The sequence below is a fragment of the Bradyrhizobium sp. 154 genome, from assembly GCF_023073875.1.
Taxonomy (GTDB): domain Bacteria; phylum Pseudomonadota; class Alphaproteobacteria; order Rhizobiales; family Xanthobacteraceae; genus Bradyrhizobium.
In genome coordinates this window covers 267,689-289,533 of sequence record NZ_JADPKG010000117.1, presented here as the reverse complement: position 1 = coordinate 289,533, position 21,845 = coordinate 267,689, and the positions used below count along the sequence as shown (strand labels likewise).

Sequence of the window (21,845 nt, the reverse complement as noted above, 5' to 3'; positions counted from 1 at the left end):
AAGGCTTGCCCATCCATGCTGGCCTCCCGCCCAGCCAGCATGGTGAATCAGAAACGAACTGATTTGGGAATCCCAAATCGATTCAACCAAACCCCATCCGGCTTTAGAGTGTTACGACGACCGATTGAATCCGCCCAATACGCCGCGGCTTCTTGGATCAACAACGTCTGTCTCTGGAATACTGGATCGCCCGCTTCGCAGGCGATGATAGCCTGCCTGACTTACGCCCGGCCGGCCTTCGCCAGTTCGACCTCCACCCGCAGCTCGATCTCCGAGAGCACGGAATCCAGTCCGGGATCGCCCGACGACGATTTCAGGTTCGCCGCCGCGTCGCGCAGCCGCATCACGGTCGAGGCGTCGAGATTGCCGGACAGGAGCCCCATCTTGAGATCGTCGAGCACGTCGAGCGCAGTCTTGCCGCGGGCGACCGAGCGCTTGCGGCGCGCGACCGGATCTTCTTCGACGCCTTGCAGTGCAAGCAACGCATCGATGTTGGCGGCGGCTTTCGGCGCGGCAGCGCTCCGCGTCTCCTGCGCCGACGAGGTGTCGGGCAGGACGAAGGTGCCGGAATCCGTCCGCCGGGCCTGGCTGGCCGGCGTTCCGAGCGTGGTGCCGTTCGGTCCGTAGATGCGCATCGCAGCAATCCGGGTGATCGATGCCTCACCTTCGCCGTTTTATGGTTAACGGCGCGTAAACGGCTCGGCAAAATCTGCCGACATGCGGCAGTTTCGCTCCTCAGGGCGAACGCCGGCTGACACCGTCGGAACAGATTTATTCAACCTGTTCAGCCACCTACCCTGCTGCCCTCGCTTGGCACGGCGCTCGCAAGGAAAGCGCCGGACCAGCTCGTCATGGGAGTGTCGCAGACGGTCCTTCGATTTGAGGAGCCCTTTTTAGGGAACCTTTGGGGAGCAGAGGATGCCAGGCGTTCGTTGGGTGAGGATTGTTGGGGTGGCCTGTGCCGCGCTGTCGGCGCTGGCGCTCTCGGTCACGCCTGCGAGCGCGACATCGCGCATCAAGGACCTCGCCAATATCGAGGGCGTGCGGCAGAACCAGCTCATCGGCTACGGCCTCGTCGTCGGCCTCAACGGCACCGGCGACACGCTCAACAACATCCCCTTCACCAAGCAATCGCTGCAGGCGATGCTCGAGCGCATGGGCGTCAACATCCGCGGCGCCACCATCCGCACCGGCAACGTCGCCGCCGTGATGGTGACTGGCAATTTGCCGGCGTTCGCCACACAGGGCACGCGCATGGACGTCACCGTCTCCGCGCTCGGGGACGCCAAGAACCTCCAGGGTGGCACCCTGCTCGTCACCCCCCTGCTCGGCGCCGACGGCAACGTCTATGCGGTTGCGCAGGGCTCGCTCGCGATCTCCGGCTTCCAGGCTGAGGGCGAAGCGGCGAAAATCGTGCGCGGCGTGCCGACCGTCGGGCGCATTGCCAACGGCGCCATCATCGAGCGCGAGATCGAGTTCGCGCTCAATCGCCTGCCGAACGTGCGCCTAGCGCTGCGCAATGCCGACTTCACCACGGCCAAACGCATCGCGGCCGCCGTCAACGACTATCTCGGCGTCAAGACCGCCGAGCCGATCGACCCCTCGACGGTGCAGCTGTCGATCCCGCCGGAGTTCAAGGGCAACGTCGTCGCCTTTCTCACGGAGATCGAGCAGCTCCAGGTCGATCCCGATCTCGCTGCCAAGATCGTCATCGACGAGCGCAGCGGCATCATCGTGATGGGCCGCGACGTCCGCGTCGCCACGGTTGCGGTGGCGCAGGGCAACCTCACCGTGACGATCTCCGAGAGTCCCCAGGTGAGCCAGCCCAACCCGTTGTCGCGCGGGCGGACCGTGGTTGCGCCGCGCAGCAGCGTCACCGTCACCGAGGACGGAAAAAAACTGGCCGTCGTCAAGGACGGCGTATCGCTCCAGCAGCTCGTCGACGGCCTCAATGGCCTCGGCATCGGCCCCCGCGACATGATCAGCATCCTTCAGGCGATCAAGGCCGCCGGCGCGATCGAAGCCGACATCGAGGTGATGTGATGCAGACCGGCACGATCAACGCCCCGCGCGTCGCCAACGCTTCGGCCTTCTCGGTCGAGAGCCGCAACGGCCGGCCGGATTTCGAGTTCGCGAGCGCCTTGCAAAAAGTCTCACCGCAACAGCAGGCCAAGGCGCAGAAGACCGCCACCGATTTCGAGGCGATGTTCCTCAACAGCATGTTCTCGCAAATGACCTCCGGCCTGAAGGGCGAAGGCCCATTCGGCGACACGCCTGGAACCGGGGTGTGGCGCTCGATGCTGACGGAGCAATATTCGAAGAACTTCGCCAAGGCCGGCGGCGTCGGCGTCGCCACCGAAGTCTACCGCACCCTGATCATGCAGCAGGCGAAAACGATCCGCACGGCATAAGGTCAAACGAGATGAACCATTCCCACGGCTCACGTCCGCCGATGCAAGCGCCGCGCCCGAACCCCGTGCATGGCAGCGCCGAGGCACGCAAGATCGGCGAGAACCTGATGGATGCAATGAGCGCCCTGCTCGGACTGATCGAGCGCGAGACCGAGCTCGTCCGCGCCGGCAAGGTCCGCGAGGCGATGACGCTCGAGGGCAAGAAGCAAGAGTTGTCGCGCAACTATGTCGGCGCCGTCAGCCAGCTGAAGGCGAACCAACCCCAGCTCGCCAAATCCGCGCCCGAGTTGCTCTCGACGTTGCACCGCCACCACGATGCGTTCCGCGCCATGCTTCAGGTCAACCTCACCGTGCTCGCCACCGCACACGCGGTGTCCGAGAGCGTTGTGCGCGGCGTTAATGCCGAGATCCAGAAGCGCAACGTGCCGAACACCTATACGGCTGCGGGTCGTCGCGCGGCCCCCGGCCCGCGCCACATCACGCCGCTCGCGGTCAGCCGCTCGCTCTGAGCACCCGCACGAACAAGAGACAAATTTTACGAAAAACCGCGCGGCGATGTCGTCGCGCGGTTAGGCACGTTTGCTTACCAGGTCTTTAGTCCTGGTGTTCCATGCTTGCGCAATGAGAGGGGTTGGGATTTGACTCAATACTAGGCAACCAGGAGGCTGCCAATGAGTACAGATTTCAGCATCCGGCCGGTGGGGATCCCGGCCCCCGTGCAGATCATACCGACGTCCAACGCGGCGGCGAACGAGGCTGTGCAAACGGATCTTCCGGTGCGGCAGACGGTCGCCGCCAGCGATACCGGCGCGCCCGTGCGCAATGATCCGCCAAGCCACGAGAACGTCTCGCGCCAGGTCGTGTTCGACCAGGCGGCCGCATCCTTCGTCTTCCAGATCGTCAACGACAAGACCGATGCGGTGGTCAACCAGTTCCCCGACGAAGCGATGCTGCGCCGGCGGGCCTATTTCCATGCGCTGGATCTGAAGTCCGAACCCTCGCGCCCGCTCAGCACCGACCGCAGCGTCTGACGATCGAGCGTCGGGCGGCGTAACGGCAGTATCGAGATAGGTCTGGCTTGCCGCATCTGTAGGCGTGAATTTGGCCCGCACTCGCAGAATGCTCGATCATGACGCAGGACAGCTTGCTGTCACGGCCTTCCGGACAGACCAGCTGCGATATTGCGGTTGATCTCGATCAGCGGACGGAAGTGATCGAACTGCGGGCTCATCTGCAGCGCGGCGGTCTGGCTCAGCACGAACACGCTGATGTTGGCGATCTTCTGCCGGACGTCGATCGGCTGCGGATTGTTATCGCGCATCGCCTCGCTCAAGAAGATGGTCCAGAGCTTGCGGTTGAACATCAGGGCCTGCATGGTCTGCTCGCTGAGCGGATCGGCGTTGTTCACCGCATCCTGAAGCTTGTTCGCGGCCTTGAGCAGGGTTTGCGCCTCGATGTCGCGAGGAGATGCAGTGGTCGTTGCAACACGCGCGTAGGCCGAGGCAGCGGAATTCGACATCAATCACACCCTGGAGGTTACCTAGCGCGTTGAACGCGCTTAAGGATTTCTTTCCCGACCCTAGGCAGCACCGCTTAAGATTTTGCTTACGTGACGAGTGGAACGACTCCGGATTATTACGGTCGAGTCCTTCGTCACCGCAAAGCTAGATGCGCGCACGGATGCTGTAAACACGCCTCGCACGACGCGCATCAATCTCGGCTAATCCTGCCTTAGCGATCTCCATAAAAACGGCGGAGCGTGGGCCCCGCCGTGATGTTCAATTCAGTATCTTGCATCGTGAAATTAGCGGAGCAGCTGAAGCACGCTCTGCTGCGACTGGTTGGCCAGCGACAGCGCGGAGACCGCGATCGACTGCCGGGTCGACAGCGCCTGGCTGTTGGCCGCTTCCTCGTTGGTATCGGCGAGCGTCAGGTTGGACGAGCCGGTCTGGAGCACGTTGATCAGGTTCTTGGAGAAGTCCTGACGCACCTGCACGATCGAGAGGTTCGAGCCGAGCGCAGAGCCTTCCGAGCGCAACGTGCTCGAGGCCGCGTTGAGGCTCGCGAGCACCCTGTTGGTGGCGCCGTTGTCGATGAAATCGACGCCGTTGACGAGGTTGCTGAGACCGAGGCCCGCCGCGTTGAACACCACGCCATTGATGCCGAGCGTCGAGCTGCCGGTCTCATTGAAGATCAGCTTCAGCGTGTCGCCGTTGAGCAGGTTGACGCCGTTGAAGGAGGCGTCCTGCGACGTCGTGTCGATCTGCGCCAGGATGTTGTTGAACTGGTTGACGAGGTTCGAGCGCGCGGTCTGCGCGACCGGATCCTGGATCGGCGGCTGGGCCGTCGTAAAGGCAACCGTACCGGTGATCGTACCACCGACGACGCCGCCGGCCGTCACAGAGCCGAGCGTCGAAGACGCGTATTCGTTCACGGTGGTGATCGTGAGCACGCCGTTGGCGTCGATTGTCGCCGTGAGGTGATTCGCCTGAAGCTGCGAGTTCAGCTGATCGAGTGTCTTGACGGTGCCGTTGGTGCCGTCGCCGAAGGTGACGTTGACCGCCGTGCCGCCGTTGAAGGAGGTAAACGTCAGGGTCTTGCCCGAGATGCTGCCTACTCCCGGCGCGCGTCCCGCGGTGAAGGCCGTGCCGGTGCCGGTGGGACCGGTCAGACCGAACGAGGACAGCGCGTTGCCGGTTCCAGTGATCGACAGATCCGCCGTGGTGCCGGTGCTGAGCTTGAGAGCGCCATTCACGACCGAGGACAGCGACGAACCGCTCGCCGCAACCACGGCGCCGCCGCTGACGATGCCGGCCCCCGAAGCCAGATCGATCGCGTTCAACGAATCCTGAACGTTTCCGCCCTGGAGATACACGACGGAGTTGCCGTTGTTGTCCGTCACGATGTTGCCGATCTTGGTGGAGCCTGTCGGCGCGGCAGCAGGAGCGGCCGCATTCTTGAACGTGACCGTCTTGCCATCCACATTGAGCGTGGAGCCGTCTTGAACGAGAGTGCCGAGCGTCGCCGAAGTCGTCAGGCGCGCCTTGCTCACATTGACATTGCCGGACCCGGTCGCGGTTGTCAGACCGAGCGCCTTGAGGAAGTCGGCCTTGCCGGTGATGCTGAGGTCGGCACCGGTACCAGTGGTGAGGGTGAGAACACCAGAGGTGATGGAGGCGTTGGCGCCGGACGAGCTCGACAGCGTCGCGGTGCCGCCCGTGATGGCAGCCTTTTGCACGCCACTTGCAAGGTCGATCGCATCCATCACGTCCTGGACGGTTGCGGCCGGAGCGGCGTTTGTTCCGAGATAGACAGTCGAGTTGCCATTGCCGTCGGTGACGACGTTGTTGTTCTTGCCGGAGCCGGCAGGAACGTTGGCCACCGCGGGCGCAGCGCCGGCCCTGAATGTGATGGTCTTGCCGTCCACGACGAGCACATCACCATCCGACGGAGCACCGTTCGTCGCGATAGTGCTCGCGCTGGGCGTGCCGAGCAGCGTCAGACCCGCAGCCAGGCTGGCCGCGGTGCCGGCACCATCAGGAGCAGCCGAGCCGACCAGCGACTGCGAGATGCCGCCGAGCGTGGTCGTGGTGGTCGCCGGTGTCGTGCCGCCAGCGGTACCATTGGTGACCACATTGCCGGTTGCCGTTGCGTATGTATAGCTCGTGGTGCCGCGCAGATCAGCCGGCGTCGCGCCAGGGATCGTGGTCGAGATGTTCGACTTGGTCGAGTAGCCGACCGTGGTCTGGAGCGCCTGGTTGGCGATCGACTTGGCGCTGTCGATCAGCTTCTGCAGCGAGGTGATGCCGGTGTTGGCGGCCTGCAACACCTGCACACCGTTGTTGATGCCGTCGAGGAGATTGCTGATATCGCTCGCCCTATTGTCCAACCCCTGTGCCGTGAAGAAGTTGGTCGGGTTGTCGAGCGCGGTGTTGACCTTTTTCCCGGTCGAAAGGCGCTGCTGCGTCGTGGACAGCAGGTCGGCCGTCGACTGCAGCGACAACAGGTTCTGGCGAACTGACGCCGAGAGAACGATGTTGGACATTGGCGAGTCTTCCTCTTGAACCGGATACGAATCGGCCGCGCGGTCTCGAAAGCGGGCTTCTGTCCAGTTTTAGGAGGTGTCCTTTAAAGTATGGTTAACGCCGGTTTAAGCGATAGGGTTAATAGCGGGTGAACGCCCCTGCCCGCCTCCGGACGCAAAAAAGAGCGGCGGGGAAATAGCCCCGCCGCTCGTTTTTTTCTAGTTAGTTCAGTCGCTTATTAGCGGAGCAGCTGGAGCACGCTCTGCTGCGAGGTGTTGGCCAGCGAGAGCGCGGAGACCGCGATCGACTGCCGGGTCGACAGTGCCTGGCTGTTCGCTGCCTCGACGTTGGTGTCGGCCAGCGTCAGGTTGGACGAGCCGGTCTGCAGCACGTTGATCAGGTTCTTGTTGAAATCCTGACGGATCTGCACGACCGAGAGGTTCGAGCCGAGCGCCGAGGCCTCCGAGCGCAGCGTGCTGGACGCGGCATTCAGATTGGTCAGCACCCGGTTGGCGGCGGCGTTGTCGATGAAGTCGACGCCGATGGTCAGCGCGGCCAGACCCAGGCCCTTGGAGTTGTAGGTCACGCCGGTGATGTTCAGGCTCGACTTGCCGGTCTCGTCGAACACGAGCTTAAGCTGATCGCCGTTCAAGAGGTTGACGCCGTTGAACGAAGAGTCCTGCGAAGTCGTGTCGATCTGGTTCAGGATGTTGTTGTACTGGTTGACCAGGTTGGCACGAGCCGTCTGTGCAACCGCATCCTGGACGGGGGTAGAAGCCGTCGAGAAGGTCAGCGCCGAAGTGAGCGTGCCGCCGATCGCGCCGCCGGCGGTCGTCGAGCCGAGCGTCGAGGACGCGTAGTCGTTGGACGCGGTGATGGTCAGCAAGCCGTTGGCATCGATCGTGGCAGCCAGATTGTTGGCCTGCAGCTTGGTGTTGAGCTGATCGAGCGTCTTGACCGTGCCGTTGGTGCCGTCGCCGAAGGTGACGTTGACCGCCGTGCCGCCGTTGAAGGAGGAGAAGGTCAAGGTCTTGCCGGCGATGCCGCCGACGCCGGAGGTGCGGGCCGCGGTGAATGCGGTCGCGCTGCCAGTATTGCCGGCGAGGCCGAACACGTTCAGCACATTGCCGGTGCCGGTGATCGACAGGTCGGCATTGACCCCGGTGGACAGTCTGAGCTGGCCGGAGGTGTTGATCGACGAATTGGCTTGGCCCGTCGCGGTCGCGAGCGTACCGCCACCGCTGCCGTTGAGCGTGAAGGTTTGCACACCGGTCGCAAAGTCGATCGCCTTCAGCACATCGGCCACGGTACCGGCCTGCAGATAGACGGTCGAGTTGCCGTTGCCGTCGGTCAGGACGTTACCGCTGGCCCCGAAGCCGCTCGGAACCGCCGGAGCGTTGGTCGAGCCCGGGATCGGCGCGTTCTTGAAGGTGATGACGTGACCGTTGACGTTCAGCGTCGACCCGTCCTGGATCAACGAACCCAGCGAGCCGGACGCCGTGGTGCGCGTAATGGTGAAGACGGCATTGCCGCTACCCGTTGCGCTGGTGAGGCCCAGGCCCTTGAGGAAGTCGGCCTTGCCGGTGATGCTGAGGTCGGCACCGGTCGAGCTCTTGATCGTCGCGATACCGGCGGCGATGGACGAAGGGGTCGCGCCGGAAGCAGCGCCGAAGGTTGCAACACCGCTGCTGTTAATCGAAGCGGTCTGCACTCCGCTGGCAAGGTCGACCGCGGTCAGAAGGTCATTGACCGTGGCGAGCGGCGTGCCAGTGGTGCCGAGATAGACGGTTGAATTGCCGCTGCCGTCGGTAAGGACGGTACCGCCCGAGTTGACACCGGAACCGCTCGGGATCGACGTACCGCTCGGCGCGGTGCCGGCGCGGAAGGTGATCGTGTGACCGTTGACGGTAAGCGTGTCGCCGTCCGCCGGGGACGTACCGGCAACGGTCGCAGCACCGGCCGCACCGATCAAGGTCGCGGTGCCGGCCAGGTTGGTCGTGCCGTCGGCCGCTTTCACCGCCGCAGCAGCCGTGAAGCTACCCTGGGCAGCACTGCCTAACGTCGAAGACGAGGTCGCAGCGGCCGTGCCGCCGGCAGCGCCGCTATACAGCACGTTACCGAGAGCGGTCGCGCTCGCGTAAGACGTCGTGCCACGCAGATCCGAAGCCGTCGCACCCGCGATCGTGGTGGAGACGTTCGACTTGGTGGAATAGCCGACGGTGGTCTGCAGCGCCTGGTTGGCGATCGACTTGGCGCTGTCGATCAGCTTCTGCAGCGAGGTGATGCCGGTGTTGGCAGCCTGCAGCACCTGCACGCCGTTGGCGATGCCGTCGAGCAGATTGTTGATGTCGCTGGCGCGGTTGTCGAGCGACTGTGCCGTGAAGAAGTTGGTGGGATTGTCGAGAGCCGAGTTGACGCTCTTGCCGGTCGACAGACGGTTCTGCGTGGTGGCGAGAAGATCGGCGGTGGACTGGAGAGAGAGCAGGTTCTGACGAACCGACGAGGAGAGGACGATACCGGACATGACTCTGTTACCTTTCTGGTAAACGACGCTTACTGTTACGCGTCAGCTTGGATCGAGATCGACCCAGCGACCGGCGGACCGTGGCGCCCAGACCTCTAACGAAACATGAAATGAAATCCGTGCTTTTGCCCGGCCGCGCGTGATTCGGGCGTGGGAGTTGCGCACATCACCCCGCCGCCACAACAGATACAACATTGATAATGTTACGCTTTTTCGCGCGAACGCCGGCGATTTACAGCTCGTTAACTAATTCCGGGCGAGAATCATGCCCTGATGAGCCGCAACGAACGCTCGGTTACGAAAGCGTTGATGGAGAACAGGCATGGCCCTCAAGGTCGAGCTCAGACCGCACGAACGCATCATCGTCGGTAACTGCGTGATTACCAACACCGACCAGCGCGCCCGCCTCCTGATCGACGGCGACAACGTGCCGATCCTGCGCGAGCGCGACATCCTCACGCCGGAGACGGCAAACACGCCCGCCAAGCTGGTCTATCTGGCGGTCCAGCTCATGTACATCTCGCCGGATCCGCAGACCCAGCACGGCACCTATTTCAATCTGGTGCGCGACATCGTCACCGCGGTGCCGAGCGCCTGGCCGATCATCGAAGGCATCAACAACAACATCCTCAACGGCGACCTCTACCGGGCGCTGAAAGACGCTCGCAAGCTGATCGCTTATGAGGAGAAGCTGCGGGACCAGTTCGAAGCCACGCATCCGAAGGCGCAAGCGGACAAGGACAACGTCAGCACCGCCGCCTGACCACACGCGTTCGTGCCGCACGCGCGCGAACGATCAAGCCGCGCGAACGACAACGGCCCCGGATCACCTCCGGGGCCGTTGTCGTCTCAGGCATGCATCGCTGCTAGAGCGCCGCGAGCGGCGGCGCCTCGACCTCAACCACTCCGTCGCCGCTCCGGCGTCCACCGAACTCCAGCACGGCCGCGACCAGCGCGTCGATGTCCCTCTCATCGGTACGGTGATTGACGATCGCGGCACGGATCGCAAACCTGCCGTCCAGCGTGGTGCTCGACGGTGCCGCGACGCCCGACTCCTGGATGTCGGCGACGATCTCGCGATTGACCGCGTCATCGGCGCGATAGCGGAAGCAGACGATGTTGAGATTGACCGGCGCCAGCAATTCCAGCCGCGGCTCGGCCAGAATGCGCGCCTCCAGATATTTTGCAAGCGCGCAGCTTCGCGCGATCACCGCACCGAGCCGATCGGTGCCGAACGTCTTCAGAGTGAACCAGGTCTTCAGCGCACGGAAGCCGCGCGACAGATCAGGTCCGAGATCGCAGGGCCAGACCGCACCCGCCGCAAGTCCCCTCGCCTCCCGGCGCAGATAGGCCGCGGGCTGCGCAAACGCCTGCCGATGCTGCTCGCCGTCGCGCACCAGCAGGAAGCCGGCGTCATAAGGCACTTGTCCCCATTTGTGGAAGTCGAGCGCAATGGAATCCGCAAGCTCAATGCCGCCAAGCAGGGGTGCGAGCTCGGGTGACATGATCGCGAGCGCTCCGAAAGCGCCGTCGACGTGAAACCAGATCCCCTCCTCGCGGCACAGCTCCGCGACGGCCTTGAGATCGTCGATCGCGCCGACATCGACCGTGCCGGCCGATGCGACCACCAGGAACGGCTTGAATCCGACTTCGCGATCAACAGCGATCTGCGCGCGCAGCGCGGCAACATCGATGCGATGATCGGCATCGACACCGATCTTGCGTAGCGCGTCCGTGCCGAGCCCGGCAAGATCCATCGCCCGCGAGATGCAGCCATGTGCGGCGTGCGACGTATAGGCCGTGAGCAGCGCGCCGTCATTGCCGATACCGTGCTGGCGCGCCAGCGCGCCGAGCGCGTTCGTACGTGCCACTAGCACCGCCATCAGATTGGCCATCGACGTGCCCGTGACGAAGATGCCGCTCGCGTCGTCCGGAAACGCGAACAGACGGCGCATCCACGCGACGATCTGGCGCTCAACCTCGATCGGCATGTGGTCGCGTCCGCCAAGATTGGCATTGAGGCCGGCTGCGAGCATCTCCGCGAGCATGCCGACCGCGGTGCCGCCGCCATGGACCCAGCCCATGAAGCCCGGATGGACGTTGCCGGTCGCATAGGGCGCGACATGCTCGGCAAAATCGCGATAGACATCGGCGAGGCCGCTCGCCTGGCGCGGCACGTCGGCCTTGAATGCCGCGCGGACGTCGTCGGGGATCGGCTGCCAGACCGGACGCGCCCGAATGTTGGCGACGCCGTCGATCGCCTCGTCCAGCATGCGATGGGCCAGCGCGCGAAACTCGCTCCAGTCCTGGGGATCGAGTGATGTGTGGGTGACCGAGCCGGGCGTGTTGCGGATGATCTCGTTCATGCTGCGCTCTCCTTGCCCGCGCATGCATGCCGCGACAGCATCGCCGTGAACGCCGCAAATATCTTGCGCATCTGCGGCGGCTTGTACGGAAACACGACCGGCGAATCCATGTTGTGCACGACGGCGGTGTTGTCGGCTTCGAAGACCAGGAGCTCACGGTCCTGGTTCTCGGCGCAATCGACGATGAAATAGTCGAGCCCGACGCGTCTGCTCATCTCCTCGAGCGCGCTCCTGTGGCGCACCGCGAAGGTGTGGTCGAAGTCGAGCATGAAGATGGCCTCCTCGGCCCGCTTCTCCTCGCTGAATGCCATGTAGGCGTTGAGATACCAGATGTCCCAGCGATCGGCGATCGCCATGTGGCAAGCGTAAGGCTTGCCGTCGATCATGGCGAGGCGATATTTGCGATAGAGCCCGTCGGGGCTGACATAGTCGACGAAGCGTGCGACGAAGAAGTCCTCCTCCTTCCGTTCGCCGAGATAGGCCGATAGCGCCGCCGCATCAGCGAGCTTGGCGAGCCCGACGCCGGCATGCGAGCCGCGTGGTCGCGCGATCATCGGAAAGTGCAATTCGTCCGCGATGGAATTGCAGGCGATCCGCCCCAGCGCGAGCTCCGACAATTGCGCGCGCGTGGCGTGGACGGTCGCGGGAATGTCGAGGCCGGGCACACCCGTCAGCAGCCGGTACAGCTTGTCCCGATCGAGGTTGCCGATGAGATCGGGGCGATTGAGCAGCGGCCGCGGCCAGCATGGCACGGCCTTCTCGATCAGCGCGAGCGCGTCCCGGCATTCCTCGGAATCGGATGCAACCACGATGGCGACGTCGTGCTCGGGCAAGTTCTCCGGCAGACCGACGCCCTTGACCACATAGAGCGTCAACAGCTCGATGTCGGACCCTTCCAGCAGGAAGTCGATTGGCGTGTTGCCGCCCATGTCGATGTCGGCTGCAAGCGCGAGCACGCGCAAGCCCGGCTTCGGGACAGCGCTGGGCGTACGAAACAACTGATGGAAGGTCAGCACCTCCGACTGGATCGCAAGCCCCGCCTCCTTGTCGCCAAGGAGCTGGACGATCAGCGACAGATCCAGGCCTTCGCCCGCCTGCGCCGTCCCCTCTCTGATCCGGACCACGAGCCGGTCGCGCAACGGCTGCAAATCGACACCTTCGAAAGCCTGGCGCGTCAGCTGCGCAAAGCCAATACGGTCGGCGTACGCGCCGGCGCTCATCCCGAAAAGCTCACGCCGCATCGGCGGCCGCCGCTACGGGCGCCGGCGCGAATTGCGAGGCGATATCGCCGTGGAACACCGACGGTCCGACGTGATCGAGCGAACTCTGGATGTCGGCCCAGATCTCGCCGCCGATGTCGGTCCAGCGCTTGCAGAAGGCGAAGTCCTCGGACAGATACGTTCCGGTCGCTGGATCGATCATGCATTCGAACAGCGCGAACCGGTTGCGGCTCGCCGCCAGCGTATCGTGCGAATGCTCGCGGAAGAATTGCAAGTTGGTGTAGTCGGGGTGGCGGCACATCGCTTCCAACACGTGGCGCCGGATCATCAGGAAGCCGGTGCCGGCATAGCGCACGCGGGTGAAGCCGTTGACGACCACGATGCGCTCGGGATCCTCGATCTCCAGCACGTAGTCGAGCGCAGCCGCCGGCACGTCAGCGCGGCCGGCCTCAATCGCGCGCTTCGCCTTGTCCCAGTTGACCCGCTTGATCGGATAGCAGCCGGCGACGACGTCGGCGCCGCATTCGATCAGCCGGAACACCTGCTCCGGCTTGAAGCCGATGTCGGCATCGATGAAAAGGAAATGCGTCGCCTTGGGATCGTCCAGGAACAGTGCGACCAGATTGGCCCGCGCGCGCGTGATCAGCGCGTCGCCGTCGCGCAAATGCACCTTGAGCTCGAGATTGGACATGCCGTGCACGGCGCGCTGGAGCGCGAAGATCGAACTCGCATAGATGCTCGACACCTGCCCGCCGAAGCATGGCGTGGCCACCACCAGTTGCATCGTGTCCGGCATCCCCAGCTCCGCCCCGCTCCAATCCTCACGAAGAGGTAAAGAGGCATGGTTAACGGCGCCTTAACGCGTCCTTACAGGAACTTGACGAGCGAGAGCTGCGCCAAGTTCGAGGTCACTTGGTAGGATGCCTGGAGCGCATTCTGCAGCGCCAGGATCTCGCTCGCGACCTGGTCCGGCGAGGCCGATTCTGCCTGATCGATGATGGTCTGGAGCTGCGCCTTGGCCTGGGTCTGGCGCGTGGACGCATCCTTCATCGTGTTCTGGGCCATCGCGATGTCGGTCTGGATGTCCTCGATGCGCTGCTGCCCGGGCTGCTGGGTCAGCGCCTGCGTCACCCGCAGGCTCAGCGCGGAAACCTGCCCGCCCGAATATTGGCCGGTCGGCGAAGTCGAGAAGGTCCCGAACACCGCGATCGCCTGCAATTGCCGGCGGATCGCATCCTCATTCGCCTGGGCACCATATTGCACCGTCACGGCATCGTCGACCCGCGCCATCGCGGTTGAGCGCGGCGAGCCCGGCCCGTCGTTGCCCAAGTACCATTTCACTGTATTGGCCGAGCCGTTCACCAGCGTGGTCGCCGAACTCGCCGGCGACGAGCCGACGCGCAGCGGCGGTTGCGTGGCGGTCACGGGCGTCGAACTGAAACCGAGCGAACTCAGCGCGCCCGTGTTCGAGCTCGTAATGCTGAGGCTCGCCGCATCGTCCGTGTTGATCGTGATCGAGCCGCCATGGACGGTCGAGGGCTTCGAGGTCCCCGTGATCTGGTCGATCCTACTCAAGAGGGTCTGGATGCTATCGGTGACGTTGAGCTGGTTGCCGGTCGCGCCGGAAGCGACAAAGGTCAGCGTGGTGCCGTTGACGGTGATGGTGTCGCCGGCGACGAAGCCCGGCGAGATCGAGTCCGAAGGGCTCGCCCCGGACAGTGCCGTTGCGCCGGTAACAGGGGCCAACGGCGTCGCCTGGTTGTTGAGGGGCGCGCCGATTGCAGAGCTCGCGCTGTTGAAGAAGTTGTCTCCGGCGACAACCGCGGATGCCGCCACCAGCGAGGTGTTGGCGAGCTTGGTGATCGCGGTGTTCAGCGCCGTGTTGAGGTTCGCGGCCGTGTTGTTCGGGTTGACGGGGACGCTTGCATCGATCGCGAAGCTGCCGAGCGGGGTCGGCGTCGCCGTCGAGGCGGTCAGGTCGATCTGCTCGGTCGTGCCGTCCGGCAGGGTAAACTGGACACTCAGCTTGTCGCCGTTGTTCGGGTTGACGCCGTTGAGATCGACCGAGAACGATACCGGCGAGCCGCTCGGGCCGGTGACGGTCGCACCGGTCAGCGTCGAGGAGACCGACTTGATCTTGAGCCCGAACGGCGATCCGGCGGCGTCTTCCGCGACCTGCACCGAGCTCGGCGTCGGCTGCGTCTGCACCAGACGGCCCATGCCGTTGGCGCCGAGATCGGCGGCTTGGCGCTCCGCCATGACGGTCTTGAACCCCGCCTGCGTCGTGGTGCCGTTGATGATGTCACCGGCATCGGCGACCGATTGGGTGTTGACGGCCGTTCCGGAGAACAGATAACGGCTACCGGTCTGCGTGTTGAGAACGCCGACCATCGAGCCGAACTGGGCGGCCGCGGTGTTCTGCGCGACCGTCTGGCCGTTGACGTTGAGATCCTGCGCGGTAGAGGCCGAGCCCGTCTGCACCGTGCTGCGGATCTTGGTCAGCGACTGCAACGCGGTATTGGCGAGGTTGATGCTGACATTGACGTTGGTGATCGTGTCGGTATAGGCGGCGATGTTGGAGAGCTGCGCGCGCCCGGCGATCGCAAAACCCTCGTTGGTGCCCATGCCGGAATAGTTCTGCGACAGCTTGCCGGTCGAAAGCTGCGTCGACAGATCGGTGAGCTGCTGATTGATGTTGCGGATCTGCGAGCCCAGAACCGACGACGAGTAGTTGATGCTGCTGATCGACATGTTTCAGAGCCCTGTTACTTGTTACCCTTGAGCCTGGAGCAACGTGTTCATCATACTCTGCACCACCGACATGACGTGGGCGTTGGCGGCATAGGCATTCTGAAGCTGGATCAGGTTCGACATCTCCGAGTCCAGGTTGACGCTGGAGGTCGAGTTGAACTTGGCCTGGAGCGTCGAGACCACCACGCTCTGGCCCTGCTGGAGCTGGGTCGCCTGGGTCGCGGCATTGGCCTGCACGCTCAGGAACTGCTGGAGGTAGTTCGAAACGCTGCCGGCGAAGGGCTGGTTCGCCGAGCCGAGCCCGCTCTGCGGCGAATAGGAGAACACCGCATTGGTGAGCTGGGAATAGAGATAGTCCGAACGCGTGGTATCGCCCGCGGGCGTCACCGGCGAGGTGTTGTAGACCGACAGCCGGGTCGGATCGGAAACCAGCTGCGTGTTCACGGCGATGCGCCCGGCAAGGCCGGTCATCTGCGAACCCGACGCGGTGATCGCGCCGGTGTAGAGCGCCTGGCCGCCGTCGGTGAACAGCGGCAGTTGCGGGTTGCCCGAGGTCAGCGACGAGATCGTCTTGGTGGTCGAGGCTGAATTGACCTTGGCAAGGCCGGTGTTGTCGTCGGCTAGCCGCAGCGTCGTGGCCGTCGCCGGCGACGGGGCGGCGGCGAACGACAGATGCGTGCCTGATAGCGCGGTGTTGAGCGTAGAGGCGATCGCGCCCATGCCGCCGGCGAAGTTGATGCCGATCCGCATCGGGCTGGCATTCGTCGCGTTCTGCAGCGGCAACGCGGCCGGATCGGTCACGTTGACCAGCGTGATCTGGCGCTGCGTGTTGGTGGTCGTGTCCGTGTAGGTGATGTTGACGGTGTTGCCCGGCGCCGCACCGGCGAGGTCGAGATCGAATCCGGCCGGCGGACCGGAGACCGTGCTGCCGGCCGTCGTCTTGTCGGACAGCGCGCTCGACATCGTGGCGGCGAGCTGATCGATCTGGTTCTGCGCCTGCACCAGCGTCTGGTCGCGCAGCTTCAGGTCAGCCGCGATCTGGCCGGAAGACACCACGTTGTTGGCGACGACGTCGACCTGCGAGCCGTTCGGCAGCTTGATGTTGAACGCGCCGACGCCGGACTTGGTCGGATCGATGTTGTAGAGCGAGGTCGCCGACAGCGCGCCCGCGGACGCAAAGGAGAATTCCGAGGCGAGCCCGGCGCCGACGAGCTGAATCCCGGTCGTGGTGTAGATGTTGGCCTGGTTCGAGCCGTCCGTCGTGACCCGGACGTCGACATATTTCGACAGCGTGTTGATGGCCTGGTCGCGCTGGTCCATCAGCGTCGCCGCCGAGGGATCGTTGGCCGAAAGGCCCTGGAGCCTGGTGTTGATGTCGGCGATCTGCTGCATCGCCGCGTTGGCGGCTTGCGCCGAAGTGCCGAGATCCTGCTCGACATTGGAGCGCAGCGACTGGATGCCTTTAGTCGTGACGTTGAGCTGCTGTGCCAGCGCCTGGGCCGCGCCGAGGGCCACGGTCTGCGCCGACGACGCACCCGAACTGGTCGACAGCGCCTGGAGCGCTGTGGTGAAATTGTTCAGCGCAGTTTCGAGCGTGCCGGAATTGCCGGGCGTGCCATAGACATTCTGAAGCTGCTTCAAGATGTTGGCCATCTGGTCGGCGTAGCCGCTGCCGCCGGTCTCGGTCCGTAGCTGGTTCAGCACGTAGCTGTCGAGCTCGCGGCTGACACCGGTGGTCATCGCCGTCGAGCCGAAGTCGCCGGTGGTGACCTCGATCTGGTTCGGCGTCTGGACGACGTAACCCGGCGTCTGCGAATTTGCGACGTTCGAGGAGACGATCGAGAGCGCGGCCTGGTTGGCACGCAGACCGCTCATCGCACTGGCGAGGGCCGAACTCAAACCCATGTTACTAGCCGCCTTTGGTTACGTTACGCGCCGATCAGCGCAACACGTTCAAGAGGTCCTGCACCATCGAATTCGCGGTCGTGATCACCTTGGTGTTGGCCGAATAGGCCTGCTGGGTCACGATCAGCTTGGTGAATTCGTCGGCGATGTCGGTGTTGGATCCCTCCAGCGACGAGCCGCTGATGGTGCCCGAAGCGCCATCGATGGCGTCTCCCGACTGTTCAGTCGCGGCATAAGCGCCGCCGTCGAGCGCCTTCAGATAGTTTGTGCCGTTGAAATGCGATAGCTGGACCTGAGCGAGGTTGAGGTTCTGGCCATTCGAGAAGGTTCCGACCACGATGCCATTGTTGTTGACGGCAACCGAGCGGAGCTGACCGGCGGAATAGCCGTTCTGGGTGATGGTGTTGATGGTCACCGCGCCGCTCGTGCTGGCATATTGCGTTAGCCCGCCCGAGGAGATGTTGAAGGCGACGGAGCCGAGCGACTGGCCGCTCACGCTGACATTGTTGATGGTGATGCCCGAGCCGCTCGGCGAGGTCAGCGAGCCGTCCGAGGCAAAAGTGAAGGCCTGGCCGGTATTGACCCAGCCGACCGTCGTGCCGGTCGCATTCGGGTCGGTCTGGTAGAACAGGTTCCAGGTATCGGAATGGCCCGCGCCCAACGAAGCGCTGTCGGTCTTGGCCCAGCGCAATTGCAGATTCACCGGCGTGCCGGCGGCGTTGTAGGCGGTCACGGCACCGCCGCTGATCGATTCCTTGGTGAAGGTGGCGATGTCGTTGCCGATCACACCGCCGGTGCCGGCGGTGCCGCCGCCGTCGCGATTCTTGGTGATGGTCGAGGTGAAGCCGAGCGCGGCAAAGGCCGCGCTGTTCGAGCTCGACACTGTGAGATTAGAGACGGTGCCGGTATTCAGCGTGATCACGCCACCGCTGCTCACCGACGACCCCGACCCGCCGGAGAGTGCATCGATCTTGCCGAGCAGGGTCGTGATGTTGTCGGTGATGTTGATCTGGTTCGGGCCCGACGCACCCGAGGCGACGAAGGTCAGCGTCTGACCGTTGACGGTGATCGTGTCGGCGGGCGGGCCTGCGGAAAAACCCGACGAGAGCACTTGGGCGCCGCCGGCGGTCGCCGTGCCGCTCAGCACCGTTGAGCCCGAGATCGCGGGCGAGGACAGCACGTTTCCGCCGCGCGTCACGCTGCTGATGCCGAGCGCGGTGGCTGCCGTGCCGCTGCCCACCGCCACGTCGGTGCCGGTACCGCTGGAGATCACGATGTTGCCGCTGGCGGAGAGGGACGCCGTGACACCGGCGCCGCCGGCGGTCTGGATCGCGTTCAGGATGTCCGCCACCGTAGCCGTCGTGCCCGCACCGAGACCGATAGTGGTGTTGCTGCCGACCGTCGAGACCGTCGTGCCGGCGTTGAAGGTGACCGTGTTGCCGTTAATGGTCAGCGTCTGGCCGCTCAGCGCGGTGAGAATGCTAGAGGCGAGATGCGTACCTACCGTGTTGTCGAGGGACGTGGTGGTCGAAGCCACGGCGGACGAATTGTTCTGAAGCGCAACCGTACCCGTGCCCGTGGTCGACGAGTAGGGCGAGCGGACGTTGCCGGTCGCCGCCGCGCCGGAGACCTTTGCGTTGGCATAGGGTGCGGGCGGTGTGCCGACGGGCAACGGATTGGCGGCGAAGTCGGATGGGTTCAGTCCACCAGCGGCCAGCAGCGTGCCCGTCGCCGCCGTCGTGCTCGCCACCGTGTTCGGCTGCGTCGGCAGGTTCGCGGCGTACTGGATCGAGGTGGTCGCCTGCGCCGGAATGAAATTGTTCTGGAATTGCAGGACGGTCGCCACGTTGCCCTGCGGATTGCCCGTCTTCGGGTCGACCGTGACGCCCATCAGGTAATAACCGGCGCCATTGACCAGATTGCCGTTGGCATTGAGCTGGAAGTCGCCACGCCTGGTGTAGTAGGTGACGCCGCTGAACACCGGTACGTTGTCGACGACGCCGGTCGCCTTCTGGATCGAGAAGAAACCGTCGCCGGTGATTGCCATGTTGGTGGCGACGGTGGACGACGAGATCGTTCCCTGCGTCGTGATGGTGGCCTTGGCGTTGGCCGTCACGCCGCCTGCGACCTGCTTGCTCGGCACGGACGAGTCGGGAATGAGATCGACGAAGCTGGTGCCGATGCCCTTGTAACCGGTGGTCGATGAGTTCGCGATGTTGCCGGAAATGTTCTGAAGCGCGAACGACTGCGCCTGCAGGCCACCCACCGAGGTGTTCATTGCATCGAAGATACCCATAACTTTGTCTCCAAATCCGATCCCGGCGGCCGGTCGAGCCTGGCCGCAGTCGGAGGAGACAGTCGCAAAGGCTATGCCAATGCAGGTATCTTCAGGAAATCAACGACTTAAATGAACATGCCCCAGTCGGATGACCGGGGCACAATTGCCGGGCCGGCAACAATTGCCGGGATGCCATAGCGTTTTCGAGCGAAGTGGCTACCGGTTCGCGTGAAGAAGACGCCTCAAAAAAAGCCCTACGTCGCCGACGCCGCCGCGGGATGGAAGACCAGCCCGAAACCGTCGATGCAGTAGCGCAGACCGGTTGGTTTCGGACCGTCGTCGAAGACGTGGCCGAGATGGCCGCCGCAGCGGCGGCAATGCACTTCGGTGCGGACCATGCCGTAAGCACGGTCCTCTGTCTTGCCGACATTGCCCTCGATCGGCTGGTAGAAGCTCGGCCAACCGGTGCCGCTCTCGAACTTGGTGTCGGAGCTAAACAGCGGCAGGTCGCAGCCGGCGCAGGCGAAAATGCCCTTGCGATGCTCCTTGAGCAGTGGGCTGGAGCCGGGCCGCTCGGTGCCGTGATTGCGCAGGATCTCATATTGCTGCGGCGTGAGCTGGGCACGCCATTCGGCCTCCGTCTTCACGATCTCGAACTTTTCCGCGGCCTTCTCGCCAGCCTCGGCCGGCGATGCCCTCAGCCAGCGGAAGGCCGAAAGGCCGAACAGCCCGGCGGCAGTCGATAGCAGGATGCGGCGATCAAACATCTCATTCTCCGTGCGGGAGCGTTCACGCCCTGAGATACGGGCTTCTGACGGCCGATGTTACACTTCCGGGCGGAATTATTCTCGGGTCTATTGCGAGACGCTGTCCTCCTGCGGGGCTGGTTCCGCGGCCTGGGCCGCAGCTCGTGGCGGCGGTGCCGGCCGTGGCCGGACCCCGGGCGGCGGACGGCGCGGACCGGTGCCAGCCGCCCGGTTGGCTTCGGCGAGGCGCGCCTCGCGTTTCCCGTCCTTGACCCGCGCCCGCTCGCGGTAGCGGGCGAGCGAGCCGGCGGCCGCGGAACTCGCCCTGCCCCAGAGCCCGACCAATTGGCCGGCGACCCGTCCGGTCATCCCTCCCGCCCAGACCAGCTCGAAGGGCGAAAACAGGCGCCAGCGTTCATCACCCCGCAGGATGCTGCGCGCGATCAACTGTCCGGCCATGGCCGAGGTGTTCATGCCCTGGCGGCCGAACCCGCTCGCCACCCACAGGCCTTTGCGCAGTTGGCCGATCTGCGGCATGCCGTGCACCGTCTGGCCGGTGGCGCCGCCGAACATATCGGTGATCTCGACATTGCCGAGCTGGGGAAAGATCGTGCGGATCCGCCGCCTGACCGCGCCGGCGAAGCGCTGCGGACGCGCTGCCCAGGTGGTCTGCGGGCTCTCCCACATCAGCCGGTCGCCGTCGACGATACGAAAATGGTCGATGCCGCCGGAGTCCATCACCGATCCCTTGAAGGCGGTGATCTCGTGCACGCGCTCGCCAAGCGGCGCGGTGATGCCGGCATAGCGCCAGACCGGAAGCAACGTCTCCGACAAACGCCGCAGGGGCGCGCCGAGATGGATGTTGCCGGCGAGCACGATATGGCTCGCGCGCAGCCGCGCCGAGGGCGTGACGATGCGCTTGCGGATGCCGGAATGATCGATGCTGACGACCGGGGTATCCTCGAAGATGCTGGCGCCTGCCCGCCGCGCCAGTGCCGCAAGGCCGTGCACATATTTGCGGCCGTCGACCTGGAACGCGCGGGGATAATGGATGCCGTGGAAGTATCGATCGGTCTTGAGCACCGCTCGGACGCGATCGACCTGCCAGCCCTCGACCTCGGTATCGAAATCCTCGTGCAGCATCTGCAGCCGGCTGATCAGCCGGTCGCCGTCATCGACATTCGACACTTCCAGCGCGCCCTCGCGGAGGCCGATCCCCGGCATGTTCTCTTCGGTGGCGTTGGCGCGGACGAACTCGGCGCCCTGCTTCGACAGCGTCCACAATTCGCGCGCGTCCTCAAGACCGACGCGCTCGATCAGATCCGCGAGCGACAGTGCAAAGCCCGGCATCACGGTGCCGAGCTGGTTGCCGGAGGCGTTCCAACCGATATGGCGGCCCTCGAGCACCGCGACACTGGCCCCGAGCCGGGCCGCCTCCAGCGCGACCGAGAGGCCGGCAAGCCCCGCCCCGATCACGCAGATGTCGGCATCGAGATCGAACGTCAGCCGCGTCCGCTCGCGAAAGCCGGCTTCTTCCTGGGACACGCTTGTGAAAGTCTCGCTCATGTCGTTTCTTAACGGAGCCATCAGGCGCTTGTCACCTTGTCCTCAACCCGCGC

17 protein-coding genes are annotated in these 21,845 nt (G+C 64.4%); 5 read left to right on the top strand and 12 right to left on the bottom strand.

The window, feature by feature from the left end; genetic code table 11:
* Positions 1 to 221 precede the first annotated feature (221 nt).
* Positions 222 to 635 (bottom strand): flagellar assembly protein FliX, encoded by a 414-nt coding sequence (locus tag IVA92_RS32260; protein WP_247278667.1) that lies wholly within the window; start codon positions 633 to 635, stop codon positions 222 to 224.
* A gap of 283 nt (positions 636 to 918) precedes the next feature.
* On the opposite strand from IVA92_RS32260, the gene IVA92_RS32255 reads away from it, so the two are divergent.
* The 4 genes from IVA92_RS32255 (at position 919) to IVA92_RS32240 (ending at position 3,442) form a co-directional block, all read left to right on the top strand.
* A complete protein-coding gene (locus IVA92_RS32255; RefSeq protein WP_247278668.1) occupies positions 919 to 2,043 on the top strand; it encodes a flagellar basal body P-ring protein FlgI in 1,125 nt (374 codons plus the stop codon).
* Positions 2,043 to 2,411, top strand: a complete 369-nt coding sequence (gene flgJ / locus IVA92_RS32250) for a flagellar assembly peptidoglycan hydrolase FlgJ (RefSeq protein WP_247278669.1) — start codon at positions 2,043 to 2,045, stop codon at positions 2,409 to 2,411. The genes IVA92_RS32255 and flgJ overlap by 1 nt, the downstream gene beginning before the upstream one ends.
* An 11-nt stretch (positions 2,412 to 2,422) precedes the next feature.
* Entirely contained in the window at positions 2,423 to 2,920 is a 498-nt protein-coding gene (locus IVA92_RS32245) for a hypothetical protein (RefSeq protein WP_247278670.1), read from the top strand.
* A 162-nt stretch (positions 2,921 to 3,082) separates the two neighbouring features.
* Positions 3,083 to 3,442: a hypothetical protein gene (locus tag IVA92_RS32240; RefSeq protein WP_247278671.1), complete on the top strand. Its 360-nt coding sequence runs from the start codon at positions 3,083 to 3,085 to the stop codon at positions 3,440 to 3,442.
* Positions 3,443 to 3,561: 119 nt separating this feature from the next.
* On the opposite strand, the gene flaF is transcribed toward IVA92_RS32240, so the two are convergent.
* From flaF to IVA92_RS32225, 3 genes are all read right to left on the bottom strand, one after another.
* Entirely contained in the window at positions 3,562 to 3,930 is a 369-nt protein-coding gene (flaF, locus tag IVA92_RS32235) for a flagellar biosynthesis regulator FlaF (RefSeq protein ID WP_008554779.1), read from the bottom strand.
* Between the two features lie 285 nt (positions 3,931 to 4,215).
* On the bottom strand, positions 4,216 to 6,456 hold the full coding sequence (locus IVA92_RS32230; RefSeq protein WP_247278672.1) for a DUF1522 domain-containing protein: 2,241 nt from the start codon (positions 6,454 to 6,456) through the stop codon (positions 4,216 to 4,218).
* Positions 6,457 to 6,674: 218 nt separating this feature from the next.
* On the bottom strand, positions 6,675 to 8,960 hold the full coding sequence (locus IVA92_RS32225) for a DUF1522 domain-containing protein (RefSeq protein WP_247534644.1): 2,286 nt from the start codon (positions 8,958 to 8,960) through the stop codon (positions 6,675 to 6,677).
* Between the two features lie 322 nt (positions 8,961 to 9,282).
* Between IVA92_RS32225 and flbT the strand changes: the two genes are divergently transcribed.
* Positions 9,283 to 9,723, top strand: a complete 441-nt coding sequence (gene flbT, locus IVA92_RS32220) for a flagellar biosynthesis repressor FlbT (RefSeq protein WP_247278674.1) — start codon at positions 9,283 to 9,285, stop codon at positions 9,721 to 9,723.
* 103 nt (positions 9,724 to 9,826) lie between these two features.
* Here flbT and IVA92_RS32215 read toward each other — a convergent pair whose 3' ends face one another.
* The 8 genes from IVA92_RS32215 to IVA92_RS32180 all read right to left on the bottom strand — a co-directional run bounded on the left by IVA92_RS32215 (position 9,827) and on the right by IVA92_RS32180 (position 21,792).
* A complete protein-coding gene (locus IVA92_RS32215; RefSeq protein WP_247278675.1) occupies positions 9,827 to 11,326 on the bottom strand; it encodes an aspartate aminotransferase family protein in 1,500 nt (499 codons plus the stop codon).
* Positions 11,323 to 12,546: a hypothetical protein gene (locus IVA92_RS32210; protein ID WP_247278676.1), complete on the bottom strand. Its 1,224-nt coding sequence runs from the start codon at positions 12,544 to 12,546 to the stop codon at positions 11,323 to 11,325. Before IVA92_RS32210 ends, IVA92_RS32215 begins: the two co-directional genes overlap by 4 nt.
* A gap of 10 nt (positions 12,547 to 12,556) precedes the next feature.
* A complete protein-coding gene (locus tag IVA92_RS32205; RefSeq protein ID WP_247278677.1) occupies positions 12,557 to 13,342 on the bottom strand; it encodes a hypothetical protein in 786 nt (261 codons plus the stop codon).
* A 71-nt stretch (positions 13,343 to 13,413) separates the two neighbouring features.
* The gene (locus tag IVA92_RS32200) at positions 13,414 to 15,297 is read right to left on the bottom strand and encodes a flagellar protein (protein ID WP_247278678.1); all 1,884 of its coding nucleotides are present in this window, start codon (positions 15,295 to 15,297) and stop codon (positions 13,414 to 13,416) included.
* A gap of 21 nt (positions 15,298 to 15,318) precedes the next feature.
* On the bottom strand, positions 15,319 to 17,202 hold the full coding sequence (flgK, locus tag IVA92_RS32195; RefSeq protein ID WP_247278679.1) for a flagellar hook-associated protein FlgK: 1,884 nt from the start codon (positions 17,200 to 17,202) through the stop codon (positions 15,319 to 15,321).
* A gap of 34 nt (positions 17,203 to 17,236) precedes the next feature.
* Positions 17,237 to 19,498 (bottom strand): flagellar hook-basal body complex protein, encoded by a 2,262-nt coding sequence (locus IVA92_RS32190; protein WP_247278680.1) that lies wholly within the window; start codon positions 19,496 to 19,498, stop codon positions 17,237 to 17,239.
* 236 nt (positions 19,499 to 19,734) lie between these two features.
* Positions 19,735 to 20,247 carry a peptide-methionine (R)-S-oxide reductase MsrB gene (msrB, locus tag IVA92_RS32185; RefSeq protein WP_247278681.1) on the bottom strand — a complete coding sequence of 171 codons (513 nt, stop codon included), beginning with the start codon at positions 20,245 to 20,247 and terminating at the stop codon, positions 19,735 to 19,737.
* A gap of 87 nt (positions 20,248 to 20,334) precedes the next feature.
* Positions 20,335 to 21,792 carry an FAD-binding oxidoreductase gene (locus IVA92_RS32180; RefSeq protein WP_247278682.1) on the bottom strand — a complete coding sequence of 486 codons (1,458 nt, stop codon included), beginning with the start codon at positions 21,790 to 21,792 and terminating at the stop codon, positions 20,335 to 20,337.
* Between the last annotated feature and the right edge of the window lie 53 nt (positions 21,793 to 21,845).